Source organism: Actinomadura sp. NPDC047616, assembly GCF_040642915.1.
GTDB classification, from domain to species: domain Bacteria; phylum Actinomycetota; class Actinomycetes; order Streptosporangiales; family Streptosporangiaceae; genus Spirillospora; species Spirillospora miaoliensis.
The window spans coordinates 387,264-401,865 of record NZ_JBEYTB010000003.1; the positions used below are offsets into that span (position 1 = coordinate 387,264).

Consider the following 14,602-nt stretch of genomic DNA (forward strand, 5'->3'; position numbering starts at 1 on the left):
GAAGGAACGCAGCATGCGAGTACGCCCCAACGCCGCCCGCCGCGCCGCCGTCCGCCGCCAGGCCGTCCGCAGCCGTGCCCGCCGCGCCGCCGCGGTTCTCGTCTCGGCGGCGCTCGCGGCCGCGGCGGCGGCCTGCGGCACCGCCGACGCCGGCACCCCGTCCGTCGTCGGCAGGGACAGGCTGGTCATCGGGGTGAACGAGGACCAGCCGGGCCTCGGCTTCCGCGACCCCGACCTGCGGGGCTTCGACATCGACGTCACCCGCGAGATCGCCCGCCGCCTCGGCGTGGCCGGCGACGACGTGGAGTTCCGGCCGGTGTCGAGGGACGTCAACCGCGAGGACATGCTCGTCAGCGGCCGGGTCGACATGGTCGTGGCCAGCTACTCCATCACTCCCGAACGCAAGACCAAGGTGCTGTTCGCCGGACCGTACTACGTCGCCCACCAGGACATCCTCGTCCGCCGCTCCGACACCGCCGTGCGGAACGTGCGGGACCTGGCGGGCCGCAGGCTGTGCCGCGTCGAGGGCTCACTGTCGCACCGTCGCGTCATCGAGGAGAAGGGCGTCAACGCGATCCCGCACGACTCCCGCGGCTACGACCAGTGCCTCAGGAGCGTGCAGGACGGCGTGGTGGACGCGGTGTCCACCGACGACCTGATCCTGGCGGGGCTGGCCGCGCGGGCGCGGGGCGGCGGGGCGGCGGCGGTGCGGCTGGTCAACGCCCCGTTCTCCGACGAGCCGTACGGGGTCGGCCTGCGCCGCGGCGACGTGGCGGGCTGCGAGGCCGTCAACAAGGCCATCACGCGGATGTACCAGGACGGGACGATCCCCCGGCTGCTGCGCCAGTGGTTCGGGTCGTCCGGGCTGCGGCTCACCACCACGGTCCCGCAGTTCGAGGGCTGCGACGAGCCCGTCGCCGGAAGCTGAGCGAGCCGGTGGAGCAGCGCCGACGCAATGCCGTCGCAGGGTCGTCCCACCTTTCGGTCAGCAAGATAAGTCGCTTACGTAAGTGTCCCTCCTGGTACGGCTTCGTAAGTTATGGTCGCGATCACAACACGATGAGAAACCCGCCGCCGCGTCCGGAGGAGTCCCATTGACGACGGTGATCCTGGTGGTGCTGTGCGTCGTCGTGGGGGCGCTGGAGCTGTACGCGGGCCGGCAGAGCAAGCACCAGGCCGCCGCGTTCGTGCGTCGCGTCGACGAGCTCAACGAGCAGGTCACCAAGCAGAACAACGTGCTGGTGACGGTGGGCGAGCAGCTCACCGCCGAGCTGTCGCGGGTCAAGCGGGACGTGCTGCCCGCGCTGGACTCGCGGCTGCGCGACAACACCAGCCAGGTCGAGGAGCTGGCCACGCTGGTGCACCGGGCCGACGAGTACCTGCGCACGCAGGCGGGCCGGCTGCACGAGCTGGAGCAGCAGCGGGTCACGCTCGCCGCGCTGCGCCGCAAGCTGGCGGAGGTCGAGACGTCGGTGCGCGCGGTCGCCGAGGCCGGCGCCCGCGCCGGCGAGGGCGGCGCGGCGGCCGGCGGCGCCGACGTGGAGGCGGCACTGGCGCGGCTGGCCGAACTGGAGCGCGGCGGCGCGGAGATGCTGGAACTGCAGCGCGCCCTCACCCGCACGCTGGAGGACGTGGAGGACGTCGTCGCCGAACTGCTGGCGTTCACCGAGGGCGAGCTGGACGAGGCCGTGACGGCCGCGCTGACGGCCCGTCCCCGCGCCGGGGCCGACGGGGCGTCGGTCAACGTGGTCGGGCGGCTGTGGACGCGTGACGGGCAGCTGGAGGACATCCTCGGCGAGGTCTACGAGCGGTGCGTGCAGGCCAACCGCCTGCGGATCCGGTTCCGCACCACCGAGGGGGCCAACGGCCTGTCGGCGGCCGACGCGCCGGACCGCCGCCGCTACTTCCTGACCGGGCAGCGCCCCGAGGACCTCGGGGGCGTCTTCACCGCCCTGCTCATTTCCACGGGCGCGGACCTTTCGCCGGGGGGCGGCCCAGGCCCGAACTCCCTGGCGCGCGGCCGTCCCGGCGAACGCGTGCTGCCCCCGGGCATCACCCCCGAGCCTCCCCCCGAGGACGAGGCCGCGCTCAAGGCGTTGCTGCGCGCGCTCTACGAGAGCAGCGGCGCGGTGGCGCAGATCGGCCCGCTGCTGGCGGTGCGCAGCCGGGACGAGTTCCTGTGCGCCGTGCTCACCCCGCCGCAGTCGCTGGAACTGGAGAGCGACGAGGTGTTCTGGGACCCGGCCGCCGCCGCCGTGCGGCTGCGGCGCCTGCCGTCCCACCAGCTGTGGGACCTCAGCCTGTGGGCCGCGGGCTCGTGACGGCCGAGCCGAGGCCGTAGGCGCGCACGGTGCGGTCGGACGCGCGCAGCCGCACGAACAGCGGGCACGCGACCTCCCCCGTCACCGGGTCCACCTCGGCGCACAGCCCCACGCCCGCCGCGCGGTCCAGGAACACCACGTTCTGCACGGCCCGCGCGGCGCGCACCGCGTAGGGCACCGAGCCCGCGTCGGCGGTGTCGTACAGCTCCTCGAAGGTGAGGCGGCGCGCGTACCGCACCAGCCCGGCCGCGTCCACGACCCGGGTGCCGATCGCCGCCGACGGTCCCGCGATGACGATGCCGAAGCTGGGGTCCTGCCGTCCGCGCACGTAGATCTCGCGGTCGGGTTCGAGGCCGCGCGCCCGGTCCGCCAGATGCAGGCCGAAGCCGGTGTCGCCGTCGACGTACCCCGGCGGCCCGAACCCGGACGGCGCGCCCGGCCCGGACGCGCCGTCGCGGACGCCCGTCACCCCCTGCGGCGCCCGCCAGCCCGGCAGGTACACGCCCAGCCCGCGCAGGAGCAGCCGCCACACCGGCCGCCCCATGACGTCCGCGTCGGCGCGGGGCCCCCGGGGCGAGCCGGGTGGGGACTCCTCAGGGGTGACCATGAACCCATCTTCCGGACGTGCCCGCCGATGGGCAAGAAGGTCACTACTTCCCCCGGCGCGGAAGGGCCTCCTGCAGCTTGGCGCGCACCCCCTCGTTGACGATGCTCCAGGCGTCCTTGTCGCCCTTCAGCAGCGCCTCCATCGTGTTCTTCATCTGGTCGAACTCGGCGTGCGGCGGGATGGGCGGCATGTCGGCGCTGCACCGCACGTCCAGCACCACCGGGCGGTCGGAGCCGAGCGCCTGGTCCCACGCCGAGCCGAGCAGCTCGGGCTTGTCGACCTCGATGCCCTCCAGGTCCAGCAAGCGCGCGAAGCCCGCGTACGACACGTCCGGCAGGTCCTGGGTCTCCGGGACGCGCGGCGAGCCGCCCATCGCGCGCAGCTCCCAGGTGACCTGGTTGAGGTCGTTGTTGTGCAGCACCGCCACGATCAGCCGCGGGTCCGACCAGCTCCGCCAGTACCGGCACGCGGTGATCATCTCGGCCATGCCGTTCATCTGCATCGCCCCGTCGCCGGTCAGCGCGATCGCGGGCCGGCCCGGGTGGGCGAACTTGGCGCCGATCGCGTACGGAACGGCCGGGCCCATGGTCGCCAGCGTCCCCGACAGCGACCCGCGCATCCGGCCGCGGAACCGCAGCAGCCGCGCGTACCAGTTGGCCGCCGACCCCGAGTCGCAGGTGACGATCGCGTCGTCGGGCAGCCGGGACGACAGCTCGTGGCACACCAGCATCGGGTTGACCGGGTCGGCGGCCACCTTCGCCTGCATCTCCATCGTCTGCCACCAGTGCTCCACGTTCTGCTCGATCGTGCGGCGCCAAGAGCCGTGCTCCTTGCGGCGCAGCCGCGGCAGCAGCGCCTGCAGCGTGGCCCTGGCGTCCCCGACCAGGTTCACCTCGGTGGGGTAGCGCATCCCGATCATGTGCCCGGCGATGTCGATCTGCACGGCGCGGGCCTTGCCGTACTCGGGCAGGAACTGGCTGTAGGGGAAGCTGGACCCGACGATCACCAGGGTGTCGCAGTCGCGCATCATCTCGTAGCTGGGCCGGGTGCCCAGCAGCCCGATCGCGCCGGTGACGCAGGCCGGCTCGTCGGAGACGACGTCCTTGCCGAGCAGCGCCTTGGCGATGCCGCCGCCGGTCACCTCGGCCAGCTCCATCACCTCGGCGGCGGCCGACCGGGCGCCCTGCCCGACCAGGATCGCCACCTTCTCGCCCGCGTTGATCACCTCGGCGGCGCGGGCGATCTCGGTCTCGGGCGCGCGCGTCTCGGGCACCGCGTACCCCGGCACGCTGGAGGGCACCTGCTTGAAGGCGTGCGCCGGCGCCTCGTACTCGACCTCCTGCAGGTCGGACGGAATGATCACGCAGGTGGGGGCGCGCCGGTCCAGGGCGGTGCGCATGGCCCGGTCCAGCACGTTCGGCAGCTGCTCGGGGACGGTGACCGTGTGCACGTAGTCGGAGGCCACGTCCTTGAACAGGGTCTGCAGGTCGACCTCCTGCTGGTAGCTGCCGCCCATCGCGCTGCGCGCCACCTGCCCGACGATCGCCACCACCGGAACGTGGTCGAGCTTGGCGTCGTACAGCCCGTTCAGCAGGTGGATCGCGCCCGGCCCGCTGGTCGCCATGCACACGCCGACGCCGCCGCCGAACTTGGCGTAGCCGACCGCCTCGAACGCGCCCATCTCCTCGTGCCGCGGCTGCACCACCTTGGGCGCGCCCGCCCGGCCGAGCGCCGCGACCAGGCCGTTGATGCCGTCGCCCGGATAGCAGAAGACGTGTTCGACGTTCCAGTCGCGCAGCCTCTTGAGCACGTAGTCGGCCACCGTTTCGGCCATGACACTCCCCCCGTAACCACGTCACCTCGGTCATGGGGGAAGTTTCCGTTTTCGCGCGGCCGTATAGACGACGCACCAGACGTTGGCGGTATCCGGACCCGTCCATGAACGTCCGGCCCCGCCCGTCCATGAACGTCCGGCCCCGCGACGTCGGCGGCGAGGCCGGGCGAGAAAAGGCCGCCCCGCGCGGCACTGCGGCGCGCGCGCCGATTCGGCTACCTTTGAAGTCCCTGATCATGACAAGGGCGCCGCATGAACATCCAGGACATGATGGTCTTCCGCCACGAGGCCGGGTCGCGGACCGTTGGCCGGTACCTGATGTCCCACGAGGGGCGGGTGATCGCGGTGCGGGGGCACCCGGCCGTGCTGCTGCCCGCCCTGCTGGCGGTGGTGGGCGGGCTGATCGCCTGCGGTCTGGCCGCCGCCGTGACCGGGATCATGTGGGTCTGGTGGCTGTGGCTGCCGACCCTCGGCTACCTGGTGTGGAAGGTCCTCGCGTGGTCGCTGAGGTACTTCCTGGTGACCGAGCACCGGCTCATGGTCATCAGCGGCGTGCTCAACCGCCAGGTGGCGATGATGCCGCTGGCCAAGGTCGAGGACATCGCGCTGGAACGGTCGATGCTCGGCCGCGTGCTGGGGTACGGGGAGTTCGTCATCGAGTCGGCCGGGCAGAAGCAGGCGCTGCGCAACGTCCGCTTCATGCCCTACCCCGAGCAGCTGTACCTGGAGGTCTCCACGGAGGTGTTCGGCGCCGAGGACCCCTCCCCGGACTGATCCGCGCGTTCCGCCGGCCGGACCGATGAGTTCCGCGTCCTTCCCCGGTCGGTACCTCCGAGACGTGTGCGAGCGGAGGACCCATGGTGAACGGCGGCGGACTGGACGGGCACCGGCTGGCGCGGATGCGCGACGTCATGGCCGGGCACGTCGAGCAGGGCCGGGTGCCCGGCCTGGTCATGGCGGTGTGGCGGCGGGGCGAGGCGCACGTCGAGACGCTGGGGCACCCGGCGTTCGGCGCGTCCGCGCCGCTCGGCCGCGACGCGCTGTTCCGCATCAGCTCGATGACCAAGCCGATCACGGCCGTGGCCGCGCTGATCCTGGTGGAGGAGTGCCGGCTGCGGCTGGACGAGCCGGTCGACGAGCTGCTGCCCGAACTGGCGGGCCGCCGCGTCCTGGCCCGTCCCGACGGGCCGCTGGACGACACCGTGCCCGCCGAACGCCCGATCACCGTGCGCGACCTCCTCACCTTCCGGCTCGGCATGGGCATGGCCCTGGACGAGGCGTGGTGGGGCACGCCGTACGCGCGGGCCGCCCAGGGGCTGGGCATCGCGGGCTTCGGCCCGCCCCGGCCGGACGTCCCGCACACCGCCGACGAGTGGCTGAGCCGGCTGGCCACGCTGCCGCTGATGTACCAGCCGGGTGAGCGCTGGCTCTACAACATCGGCTCGTTGGTGCTGGGCGTCCTGGTCGAACGCGTCAGCTGGCAGCCGCTGGAGACGTTCCTGCGGGAACGCCTCTTCGGCCCGCTCGGGATGAAGGACACCGCGTTCAGCGTCCCCGCCGCCGGGCTGCACCGGCTCCCCACCTCCTACGCCGTCGACCCCGGCGGCGGTGAGCTGAGCGTGTACGACGGGGTGGAGGACAGCGCGTGGAGCCGGCCGCCCGCGTTCGCCGACGGCGCGGCCGGACTGGTGTCGACGCTCGACGACTTCCTGGCGTTCGCGCGCATGCTGCTGGACGGCGGCGTGTACGGGGGCGAACGCATCCTGTCCCGTCCGGCGGTGGAGCTCATGACGTCCGACCAGCTGACGCCGCGGCAGCGGGCCGAGGCGTTCGGGGACGCGGGCTCGTGGGGCTTCGGCGTCTCGGTCGTCACCCGGCGCGACCAGCTCTGGGCGACCCCGGGCCGGTACGGCTGGGACGGCGGGCTGGGCACGTCCTGGTGGTCCGACCCGGCCGAGAACCTGATCGGCGTCCTGCTCACCCAGCGCCTGCAGTTCCCGGCGCACAACCCGGTCTACCTGGACTTCTGGACGTCCGTCTACCAGGCCGTCGCCGACTGACCGGCGGCGCCCGGCGGCGTCCGGCGGCGGGTCACCGGTGGCGGACGGTACGCCGCGCGGAGGTCATCGGCGGCGGACGTTCCGCCGTGCGGAGATCACCGCCACCAGCACGCCGGCCGCGAAGATCAGCGTCCCCATCACGTTGACCTGCGGCGGCATGCCGGTCCGGGTGGAGCCGTAGACCCACAGCGGGAAGGTGACGGTGGCGCCGCCGGTGAAGCCGGTGATGACGAAGTCGTCGATGGACAGCACGAACGCCAGCAGCGCCCCCGACACCACGCCCGGCATGATCATTGGCAGGGTGACCAGCCGGAACCTCGTCCACGGGCCGGCCCCCAGGTCCTGGGCGGCCTCCTCGACGGCCGGGTCGAGGCCCGCCACGCGGGCGCGCACCGTCACCGCCACGAACGCGATCGAGAACATCACGTGCGCCGCCAGGATCGTCGGATAGCCGCGCGGCAGGTTGAAGGTGACGAACATGGACAGCAGCGAGGCGCCCATCACGATCTCCGGACAGGAGATCGCCATGAACAGCACCAGGTTCGACGCGCCCCTGCCGCGGAACCGGTGGCGCCCCAGCGCCAGGCCCGCCAGCGTGCCGATCACCGTGGTGATCGCCGTGCTGAGCAGCGCGATCGTCAGCGAGTTGACCAGCGCGGCGGTCAGGTCGGGTTTGTCGAACAGGTGCCGGTACCAGCGGAGCGTGAACCCCTCCCAGCGGTAGTTCTGCCTGCTGTGGGTGTCGTTGAACCCGAACAGGATCATCACCGCGATCGGCAGCAGCAGCCAGGCGATCAGCAGGACGGTGTACACGTGCAGGACGCGTCCCGAGGACGCGGCACGGCGCCGGGCCCGGGGGCGCGGGGTGCGGGTCGCGGTCATCGGCGGGCCGCCTCCAGGACGTCCCGCGTGCCCAGGGCGCGCGCGTAGACGAAGATCCCGACCAGCAGGATCGCCATCAGCGTGAACGACAGCGCCGAGGCCAGCGGGTAGGCGCTGTTGCCGAAGTACTGCGACTGGATCACGTTGCCGATCATCGTGTTGCGCGGGCCGCCCAGCACCTCGGCGTTGACGTAGTCGGAGCAGATCGGCACGAACGTCATGACCACCCCGGCGAACACGCCCGGCAGCGACAGCGGCAGGATCACCCGGCGGAACACCTGGAACCGCGAGGCGTACAGGTCGTGGGCGGCCTCCACCACGCGCGGGTCGATCCGCTCCAGCGCCACGTAGATCGGCAGCACCATGAACGGCAGGAAGTTGTAGGTCAGCCCGGACACCACCGCGAACCCGGTGTCCAGCACGTGCGCGCCGGCGGGCAGCAGGCCGTGGTCGCGCAGCGGGCCGAGGACCGGCCCGTGGTCGGTCAGCACCAGCTTCCACGAGATCGTCCGCAGCACGAACGACACGAAGTACGGCAGCAGGAGCAGGAACAGGTACGTCGACTTGCGCCGTCCGCCGCGCGACGCGATCCAGTACGCGGCGGGGTAGGCCAGCGCCACGCACGCCAGCGTGGCCAGCAGCCCGTACCACAGCGACCGCGCGAACTTGTCGCCGTAGGTGGACAGGCCGTCGGTGTAGTTCTGCCAGTGGAACGTCTGCCGGAACCCGTCCACGAGGTTGCCGGTCTGCAGCGACAGCGACACCATCAGCACGAGCGGGACGACGAAGAACACCAGCATCCACAGCCCGGCCGGCAGGATCATCAGGTACGGCGCCAGGCCGCGCCGTGCCGGACCGGCCATCACGAACCCTTGGTGATCGGCTCGAAGGTCTTCTGGTACCGGGCCTCCTCGGCCTGGGTGAGCCGCCGGTAGTGCCGCAGCCGGGCCATGTCGTCGGCGGCCGGGAACACCAGCGGGCTCGCGCCGAGCCGCTCCAGGTCCTTCTTCTCCGCGCCGGTGGCCGTGCGGGCGTGCTCGGCGATCACCGCCCGGGTGGCGGGGACGGGCGTGATGTAGTTGATGAACTCGGTCAGCGGCGCGTTGTTCTCCGGGTCGTACAGCCAGTCCATCATCGTGATCGCGTCGACCGGGTTGGCGGCGGTCCTGGGGATGCACAGGTTGTCGGTCCAGATCGTGCCGCCCTCCTCGGGCACCACGAACTTCACGTCCGGCCCGGCCAGGCTGTAGGCGTCACCCGACCACGCCATGGTCAGCCACACGTCGCCCTTGCTGACGGCGTCGATGTAGTCCTGTTCGTAGTACTTGCGGACGATCCCCGCGTCGCGCTGCCGCCGGAGCCGCGCGGCGGCCTTCTCCCAGTCGGCGGGCGTCGACTTCTCCGGGTCGACGCCGATCAGGAACAGGCCGAAGTTGCCGAGCTCCTGGGAGTCGGCCATCATGCCGACCCGCCCCTTGTACCGGGTGTCGAACAGCTGCGCGATGCTGGTGATCTCCTCCTTGACGTACCTGGTGTTGTAGGCGATCCCGGTGATCCCCGACACGTAGGGGACGGTGAACATGTTGCCCGGGTCGTACGACGGGTTCCTGAACCCGGGCCCGGCGTTGGCGGCGAACGTCTTCAGCCGGGAGTGGTCGAGCGGCGCCAGGTAGCCGAGCTGGCGGAGCTTCTCCAACTGGATGCCGTTGGTCATGACCATCAGGTCGAAGCCGATCGACTGCCCGGCCGCCAGCGGCGCCTGGATCCTGCCGAACCAGGACGCGGTCTCCTGGATGACCTCCTTGTAGTCGACCCGGATGCCGGTGGCCTTCTCGAACGCCTTGAGCGTCGCCCGGTCGTCCTCCATGTACCCGGGCCAGTTCGCCCAGCTCAGCCTGCCGGTCCTGGCCTTGCCCGCCCAGTACTCCGCCACCTCCGACCGGGTGACGTTCTGCTTGCCGCCCTGCCCCCGCACACCGCACGCCGTCAGCGCCAGCCCGGCCCCGGCGGCGCCCAGCAGCCGCAGGACGTCCCGGCGGGGCCGGGTCAGCCCGCGCAGCAGCGAGGGATCGAGGTGGTTCCCGGCGGACGGCCGGTGCGGGCTGGTCATTGCGCTGCTCCCATGGCGTACGAGTGTCGCGGCTCCCACGACAGCCAGACGGTGTCCCCGCGCCCCGCGACGTCCTCGGCCGACGTGGCGTTCTGCGCGAACACCACCATCTCCGCGCCGGTCGCGGTGCTGACGTTGTAGTTGGTGGACGTGCCGAGGTAGACGACCTCGGTGACGGTGCCGCGGACCGCGCACAGCGCGCCGCCGGGCCGCCGCGTCCCGATGCCGATCTTCTCGGGCCGCACGGTCAGCTCCAGCCGCTGCCCCGGCGCCGCCGCCAGTCCCGGACGCAGCGGCACCTCGATCCGCCCGTCCGGGCCGTAGGAGATCACCGCGTGGCCGTCCTCCGTCCCCGCCACCTCGCCCACCAGCAGGTTGGACGTGCCGATGAACCCGGCCACGAACCGGCTCGCCGGACGCTCGTAGATCTCCCGCGGGGTGCCGAGCTGCTCGATCCGCCCGTCGTTCATCACCGCGATCCGGTCGGACATGGTCAGCGCCTCACCCTGGTCGTGCGTGACGTACACGAACGTGATGCCGACCTCGCGCTGGATGCGTTTCAGCTCCACCTGCATGGCCTGGCGCAGCTTCAGGTCCAGCGCGCCGAGCGGCTCGTCCAGCAGCAGCGCGCGCGGCCGGTTGACCAGCGCCCGGGCCAGCGCCACCCGCTGCTGCTGCCCGCCCGACAGCTCGCCGGGCCGCCGCCTCTCCAGCCCCGTCAGGTCGACGATCTCCAGCATCTCGCTGACCCTGCCCTTGATCTCCGGCTTGGGGACGCGGCGGCGGCGCAGCCCGAACGCCACGTTCTCGAACACGCTCATGTGCGGGAACAGCGCGTACGACTGGAACACCGTGTTGACGTCGCGCCGGTTGGGCGGGACACCGGTGACGTCGGCGCCGTGCAGGTACACCTCGCCCGCCGTCGGCTCCTCGAACCCGGCGACCATCCGCAGGGTGGTCGTCTTGCCGCAGCCCGACGGGCCGAGCAGGGAGAAGAACTCGCCCTGAGCGATCGTCAGGTCCAGTCCCCGGACCGCGGTCACCGTCTCGCCGTGAGAGTGGTACTCCTTGGCCACCCCCGCCAGCTCGATCGCGGGAAGCGCGGCGCCGACGTCGGCGGGCGTCGCGGCGTGCTTGGTCTCGGTCATCGGGGGTCCTTCGGTCCTGGGGGCGCCGGCCGCCGATGTGCTCGACGCAGGCGTGGTCCTCGACGCCGTACCGTAGCCGGAGTGCAGCAACGCCCCGTCCCCAGGGCGCCCTAGCGGCTCACAACCGTCCGTTCGGCACCCAGCCGCACCGTCGACACAACCCACCCGGCACACTCCCAAAGCCATAACTTCCACAGCCCACGCGGCGTCAGAAGCGGGCTCGGGGCACGGTTACAGGGCAGCGCGGAGGCGGGCGGCGTAGTCGGCGGCCTCGGTGTCGGAGGCGTACTTGTGACGCGGCCAGAAGAAGCCGCGCAGGCCGTCCTTGCGGTTGCGCGGTACCACGTGGACGTGGAGATGGGGGACGCTCTGGCTCACCTTGTTGTTCATGGCCACGAAGGACCCGGCGGCGCCCAGCGCCGTCTCCATGGCCGACGCCAGCAGCCTGGCGTGCGCGAAGAACGTGCCGAGCATGTGCTCTGGCAGGTCCGGCAGCGTCTCGATGTGCTCGCGCGGGACCAGCAGCGTGTGTCCCTTGAACAACGGCCGGGTGTCCAGGAACGCGACCGCGTCCGCGCTCTCCAGCACAAGGTGGGCTGGACGCTCGCCTTTCACGATCTCGCAGAACAGGCACGGCTTGGCGGACACGGACTCTCCCATGCGGGCATTGTGCCGCGCGGCGGAGGCTAACGGCGCGCTTACAGGGCCGACACTACGCTCTGGCGTCCATGCGCTTGGACGACGTCGCGTTCCGTTACAGCAGGAAGGGCCCCTGGATACTCCAGGACGTCTCCCTGTCCCTGCCGCCCGGTCGCATCACCGAGGTGACCGGGCGAAACGGTGCCGGGAAATCCACCCTGCTGCGCCTGGTCGCCGGTCTGCGTCCGCCTCGGCGCGGCGCGGTCATCGATCGTCCGCAGCGCGTCGGTTACGCGCCCGAGCGTTTCCCCACCGACCAGCCGTTCACGGTGCGGTCCTACCTGTCGCACATGGCGGCCGTGCGGGGCGTGACGCTCTCGGTCATCGACGAGTGGGCCGAACGGCTGCGTTTTGGGCACCTGCTCGGCGTCCGGTTGCCGGAACTGTCGAAGGGCAGCGCGCACAAGGTCGGCCTGACGCAGGCCTTCTTCGCCGGGCCCGGTCTGCTCGTGCTGGACGAGCCCTTCGCGGGCCTGGACGCCGAGACCCGCCATGCCCTCCCGGATCTGCTCGCCGAACTGGCGTCGGAAGGCGCCATCGTGGTCCTGAGTGACCACCAGCGCTGCCTAGACGAACTCCCGGCCATTCACCGAGTCCACGTGGCGAACAACACCGTCCGCCCCCACACCCTTGATGACCCGGACCTCGCCCAAGCCTCCCAGACCTCGCCTGTCGCCCAGCCGGACCCCTCCCACCCACGGGCCGCGTCCCCTCCACCGCCCCTCTCGCCAGACGACAGGTCTTCGCCCACAGCCCCGAATGACCAGGAGCCCCCAAGCCAAGCCCACATATCCCGCGAGACCGCCAACAACCACAACTCCCACACCGCAACCACAACTGCCAACACCGCCCACGTCAGCTCCCCACCCCACAACGCACCGGCCGCATCACCAACCGAAAAGCCCAGCACCACAACCACAACGGGCAGCACCGCCGAGGCCAGCTCCCCACCCCACGGCGAACCTGTCCCCTCGCCAGGCGACGACCCCAACACCACAACGGCACGCGACACCACCCACACGGCAGGCGACACCACCCACACGGCAGGCGACACCACCCACGTCGCCTCCCCGCCGCAGAACACACCGGCCGCGTCACCGGCCGAGAAGCCCAGCGCCGTAACGGCAGCGGGCGGCGTCGGCCAGGTTGGCTCCCCACCGCATGGCGCTGCGGCGGTGCGCGCGACGCCAGTGGTCGGCCGGGTGGTCGGAATGGGTGGTGAGAGGGCTGAGGGGGCAGGGCGTGACGTCGCCGGGCATGACCAGGGGGCTTCGGGGGCCGCTTGGGCCGTTGGAGGTCGTGGTGCGGGCCGACGAGGTCGACGCCGTGGAGGCCAGGCTCCGTGCGGACGGTCATCAGGTGCGCAGGAGGGCCGGTCAGTGATCGCACTCGTCCACTTCCAGGTGTCCGGATACGTCCGGTCTCTTCGCGTGCTGCATCCGTTGATCGTCGTCCTGCTGTTCATGGCGCTGGTGCTGCTGCAGGGCCCCTCGGGGGACGACGCGCGCACGCTGGCCGCGGGCACCTTCGGGGACGTGGCGGCGTTCGCCTTTCCGGTGTGGGCGTGGACGGCCCGGGCGCTGCTGGACACGCAACCCGACGAGCAGCGTGCTCTTTCGGCGACGGCCGCGCGGTATCGGCCGGCGTTCGTGCTGGCGGGGCCCCTGGCCGCGTACGCGGTGAACCTCTGCCTGGCCGGCCTGGTCCTCGTCGCGCCGGTGGCCCAGGCGCTGGCGGCCGGGGTCGGCGGTACGGCGGTGGTGACGGGCGTGGCGCTGAACGCGCTGGTGGCGGCCGCCGCGACGGTGCTCGGCGTCTGGACCAGCCGGGCGATCATTCCCGACCCGGGCCTTTCGGTGCTCATGCTCCTCGGAGGCGTGACGGCGGCGCTGCTGCTGAGCCTGAGCCCGCTGTCGTGGGCGGCCGTCCCGATGGTCGAGTGGCTGAGGGCCGCGCAGGACGGTCCCGAAGCCCTCGTCTCGGCCTTCCCGGGTCTGGCCCTCCACCTGGTGCTGTGGTCCGCCGTGTTGGGCATCGCCTACGCGGCGACCGCCCGCAACCGTGTCTGAGCCTCACTGAGCGCCGCGCCCGTATGGGTTCGTGTGGTCATGTTGCCTGGAGGGTCAGCCAGGCGTGGTGGAGGGGTTGGTCTCGGTGGGTGCAGAAGTAGACGCGGCCGGGGTCGCCCCAGTGCCAGTCGAGGCGGGGGTCTGAGTCGAGTTGGAGCAGCAGGTTGCAGTTCTGGGTACTGTCCTCGGACACCGGGGCGCCGAGGTTCTGGCCGGAGGCTCGTTGGCAGTCGGGGCCGAGTGGGCGTTGGACGAGGGCGGGCCAGCCGCCGATCTGGTGGACGGGCGTGTCGTCCGGCCAGATGTGCTGCAGCCAGGCCGCGTGCAGTTGCTCGTACACCGGGAGCGTGCCGCTGTAGGTGTTCTCCAGCTGCCGTAGGACGGGCTCCTGGGGCGCCGGCAGGGACAGGAGGGGAGTCGCGCGCAGGGTGCAAGGCGGGTAGGTCACCGTTCCCTCCGGCGGCTCGGTCTCTTTCAGGTCGCCGGTGAGGAGCCTCCAGCCGTCGCGTTGGCCGGGCTCGTCCCCCCACGGGCGTGGGATGGCGCTGGCGTAGTAGAAGGCGACCTGCCCCTCGGTGGGAAGCCCGGGGAGCGCCACCACCGCGGCCAGCCGGGTGAAGTCGACCGTACAGAGGTAGTCGAGGGGGCGGCCGTTCCAGGTAGGCCACGGTGCGCCGGCGGGGAGCAGGGGCGCGCCGCCGAACCGCACCGCGGCCTCGCCGTCCGGGCCGAGCCGCACGGCGGGCCGGACCAGCGTCAGGAGCGCCGCGATGACCTCGGGGGCGAAGAAGACGCCGAACATGGAGCGCAGCCGCTGACGCTGCGCGGTGAAGTGATCCATGTCACGAGCGTCGCGCGTCCGGCAGTCGTTG

13 protein-coding genes and 1 pseudogene are annotated in these 14,602 nt (G+C 71.9%); 6 read left to right on the forward strand and 8 right to left on the reverse strand.

The genetic code is table 11. The features are described from left to right. The first annotated feature begins 13 nt into the window (after positions 1–13). Together ABZ801_RS09350 and ABZ801_RS09355 are read left to right on the forward strand one after the other, a co-directional pair. Entirely contained in the window at positions 14–928 is a 915-nt protein-coding gene (locus tag ABZ801_RS09350; protein ID WP_360694941.1) for a glutamate ABC transporter substrate-binding protein, read from the forward strand. Positions 929–1,103: 175 nt separating this feature from the next. Then, complete coding sequence (locus ABZ801_RS09355; protein WP_344948496.1) at positions 1,104–2,321, forward strand: hypothetical protein; 1,218 nt, start codon at positions 1,104–1,106, stop codon at positions 2,319–2,321. Here ABZ801_RS09355 and ABZ801_RS09360 read toward each other — a convergent pair. Together ABZ801_RS09360 and ABZ801_RS09365 are read right to left on the reverse strand one after the other, a co-directional pair. Beyond that, on the reverse strand, positions 2,296–2,928 hold the full coding sequence (locus ABZ801_RS09360) for a hypothetical protein (protein ID WP_360694944.1): 633 nt from the start codon (positions 2,926–2,928) through the stop codon (positions 2,296–2,298). The genes ABZ801_RS09355 and ABZ801_RS09360 overlap by 26 nt on opposite strands. Before the next feature lie 43 nt (positions 2,929–2,971). Continuing rightward, on the reverse strand, positions 2,972–4,762 hold the full coding sequence (locus tag ABZ801_RS09365) for a thiamine pyrophosphate-requiring protein (protein ID WP_360694947.1): 1,791 nt from the start codon (positions 4,760–4,762) through the stop codon (positions 2,972–2,974). A gap of 252 nt (positions 4,763–5,014) precedes the next feature. Here ABZ801_RS09365 and ABZ801_RS09370 point away from each other — a divergent pair, with 252 nt between their 5' ends. Further along, positions 5,015–5,536 (forward strand): PH domain-containing protein, encoded by a 522-nt coding sequence (locus tag ABZ801_RS09370; protein ID WP_344948143.1) that lies wholly within the window; start codon positions 5,015–5,017, stop codon positions 5,534–5,536. 83 nt (positions 5,537–5,619) lie between these two features. Further along, entirely contained in the window at positions 5,620–6,822 is a 1,203-nt protein-coding gene (locus ABZ801_RS09375; RefSeq protein ID WP_360694951.1) for a serine hydrolase domain-containing protein, read from the forward strand. Positions 6,823–6,885: 63 nt separating this feature from the next. On the opposite strand, the gene ABZ801_RS09380 is transcribed toward ABZ801_RS09375, so the two are convergent. The 5 genes from ABZ801_RS09380 to ABZ801_RS09400 form a co-directional block, all read right to left on the reverse strand. Beyond that, on the reverse strand, positions 6,886–7,704 hold the full coding sequence (locus ABZ801_RS09380; protein WP_360694954.1) for an ABC transporter permease: 819 nt from the start codon (positions 7,702–7,704) through the stop codon (positions 6,886–6,888). Beyond that, entirely contained in the window at positions 7,701–8,567 is an 867-nt protein-coding gene (locus ABZ801_RS09385; RefSeq protein WP_360694957.1) for an ABC transporter permease, read from the reverse strand. Before ABZ801_RS09385 ends, ABZ801_RS09380 begins: the two co-directional genes overlap by 4 nt. After that, entirely contained in the window at positions 8,567–9,814 is a 1,248-nt protein-coding gene (locus tag ABZ801_RS09390; protein ID WP_360694960.1) for a spermidine/putrescine ABC transporter substrate-binding protein, read from the reverse strand. The genes ABZ801_RS09385 and ABZ801_RS09390 overlap by 1 nt, the downstream gene beginning before the upstream one ends. Continuing rightward, entirely contained in the window at positions 9,811–10,962 is a 1,152-nt protein-coding gene (locus tag ABZ801_RS09395; RefSeq protein ID WP_360694963.1) for an ABC transporter ATP-binding protein, read from the reverse strand. Before ABZ801_RS09395 ends, ABZ801_RS09390 begins: the two co-directional genes overlap by 4 nt. Before the next feature lie 231 nt (positions 10,963–11,193). Then, entirely contained in the window at positions 11,194–11,622 is a 429-nt protein-coding gene (locus ABZ801_RS09400; protein ID WP_360694966.1) for an HIT family protein, read from the reverse strand. A 68-nt stretch (positions 11,623–11,690) separates the two neighbouring features. Between ABZ801_RS09400 and ABZ801_RS09405 the strand changes: the two are divergent. Together ABZ801_RS09405 and ABZ801_RS09410 are read left to right on the forward strand one after the other, a co-directional pair. Then, positions 11,691–12,071, forward strand: a pseudogene (locus ABZ801_RS09405) (ATP-binding cassette domain-containing protein); the annotation flags it as partial. A 969-nt stretch (positions 12,072–13,040) separates the two neighbouring features. Further along, complete coding sequence (locus ABZ801_RS09410) at positions 13,041–13,730, forward strand: hypothetical protein (protein ID WP_360695750.1); 690 nt, start codon at positions 13,041–13,043, stop codon at positions 13,728–13,730. 37 nt (positions 13,731–13,767) lie between these two features. On the opposite strand, the gene ABZ801_RS09415 is transcribed toward ABZ801_RS09410, so the two are convergent. After that, on the reverse strand, positions 13,768–14,571 hold the full coding sequence (locus ABZ801_RS09415; RefSeq protein ID WP_360694969.1) for a YwqG family protein: 804 nt from the start codon (positions 14,569–14,571) through the stop codon (positions 13,768–13,770). Positions 14,572–14,602 lie beyond the last annotated feature (31 nt).

Bases quoted from the DNA above. Each gene is read 5' to 3' on its own strand.
- ABZ801_RS09370 (WP_344948143.1), top strand. From the start codon at position 5,015: ATGAACATCCAGGACATGATGGTCTTCCGCCACGAGGCCGGGTCGCGG.
- ABZ801_RS09365 (WP_360694947.1), bottom strand. From the start codon at position 4,762: ATGGCCGAAACGGTGGCCGACTACGTGCTCAAGAGGCTGCGCGACTGG.
- ABZ801_RS09375 (WP_360694951.1), top strand. From the start codon at position 5,620: ATGGTGAACGGCGGCGGACTGGACGGGCACCGGCTGGCGCGGATGCGC.
- ABZ801_RS09415 (WP_360694969.1), bottom strand. From the start codon at position 14,571: ATGGATCACTTCACCGCGCAGCGTCAGCGGCTGCGCTCCATGTTCGGC.
- ABZ801_RS09390 (WP_360694960.1), bottom strand. From the start codon at position 9,814: ATGACCAGCCCGCACCGGCCGTCCGCCGGGAACCACCTCGATCCCTCG.
- ABZ801_RS09350 (WP_360694941.1), top strand. From the start codon at position 14: ATGCGAGTACGCCCCAACGCCGCCCGCCGCGCCGCCGTCCGCCGCCAG.
- ABZ801_RS09400 (WP_360694966.1), bottom strand. From the start codon at position 11,622: ATGGGAGAGTCCGTGTCCGCCAAGCCGTGCCTGTTCTGCGAGATCGTG.
- ABZ801_RS09380 (WP_360694954.1), bottom strand. From the start codon at position 7,704: ATGACCGCGACCCGCACCCCGCGCCCCCGGGCCCGGCGCCGTGCCGCG.
- ABZ801_RS09385 (WP_360694957.1), bottom strand. From the start codon at position 8,567: ATGGCCGGTCCGGCACGGCGCGGCCTGGCGCCGTACCTGATGATCCTG.
- ABZ801_RS09360 (WP_360694944.1), bottom strand. From the start codon at position 2,928: ATGGTCACCCCTGAGGAGTCCCCACCCGGCTCGCCCCGGGGGCCCCGC.
- ABZ801_RS09395 (WP_360694963.1), bottom strand. From the start codon at position 10,962: ATGACCGAGACCAAGCACGCCGCGACGCCCGCCGACGTCGGCGCCGCG.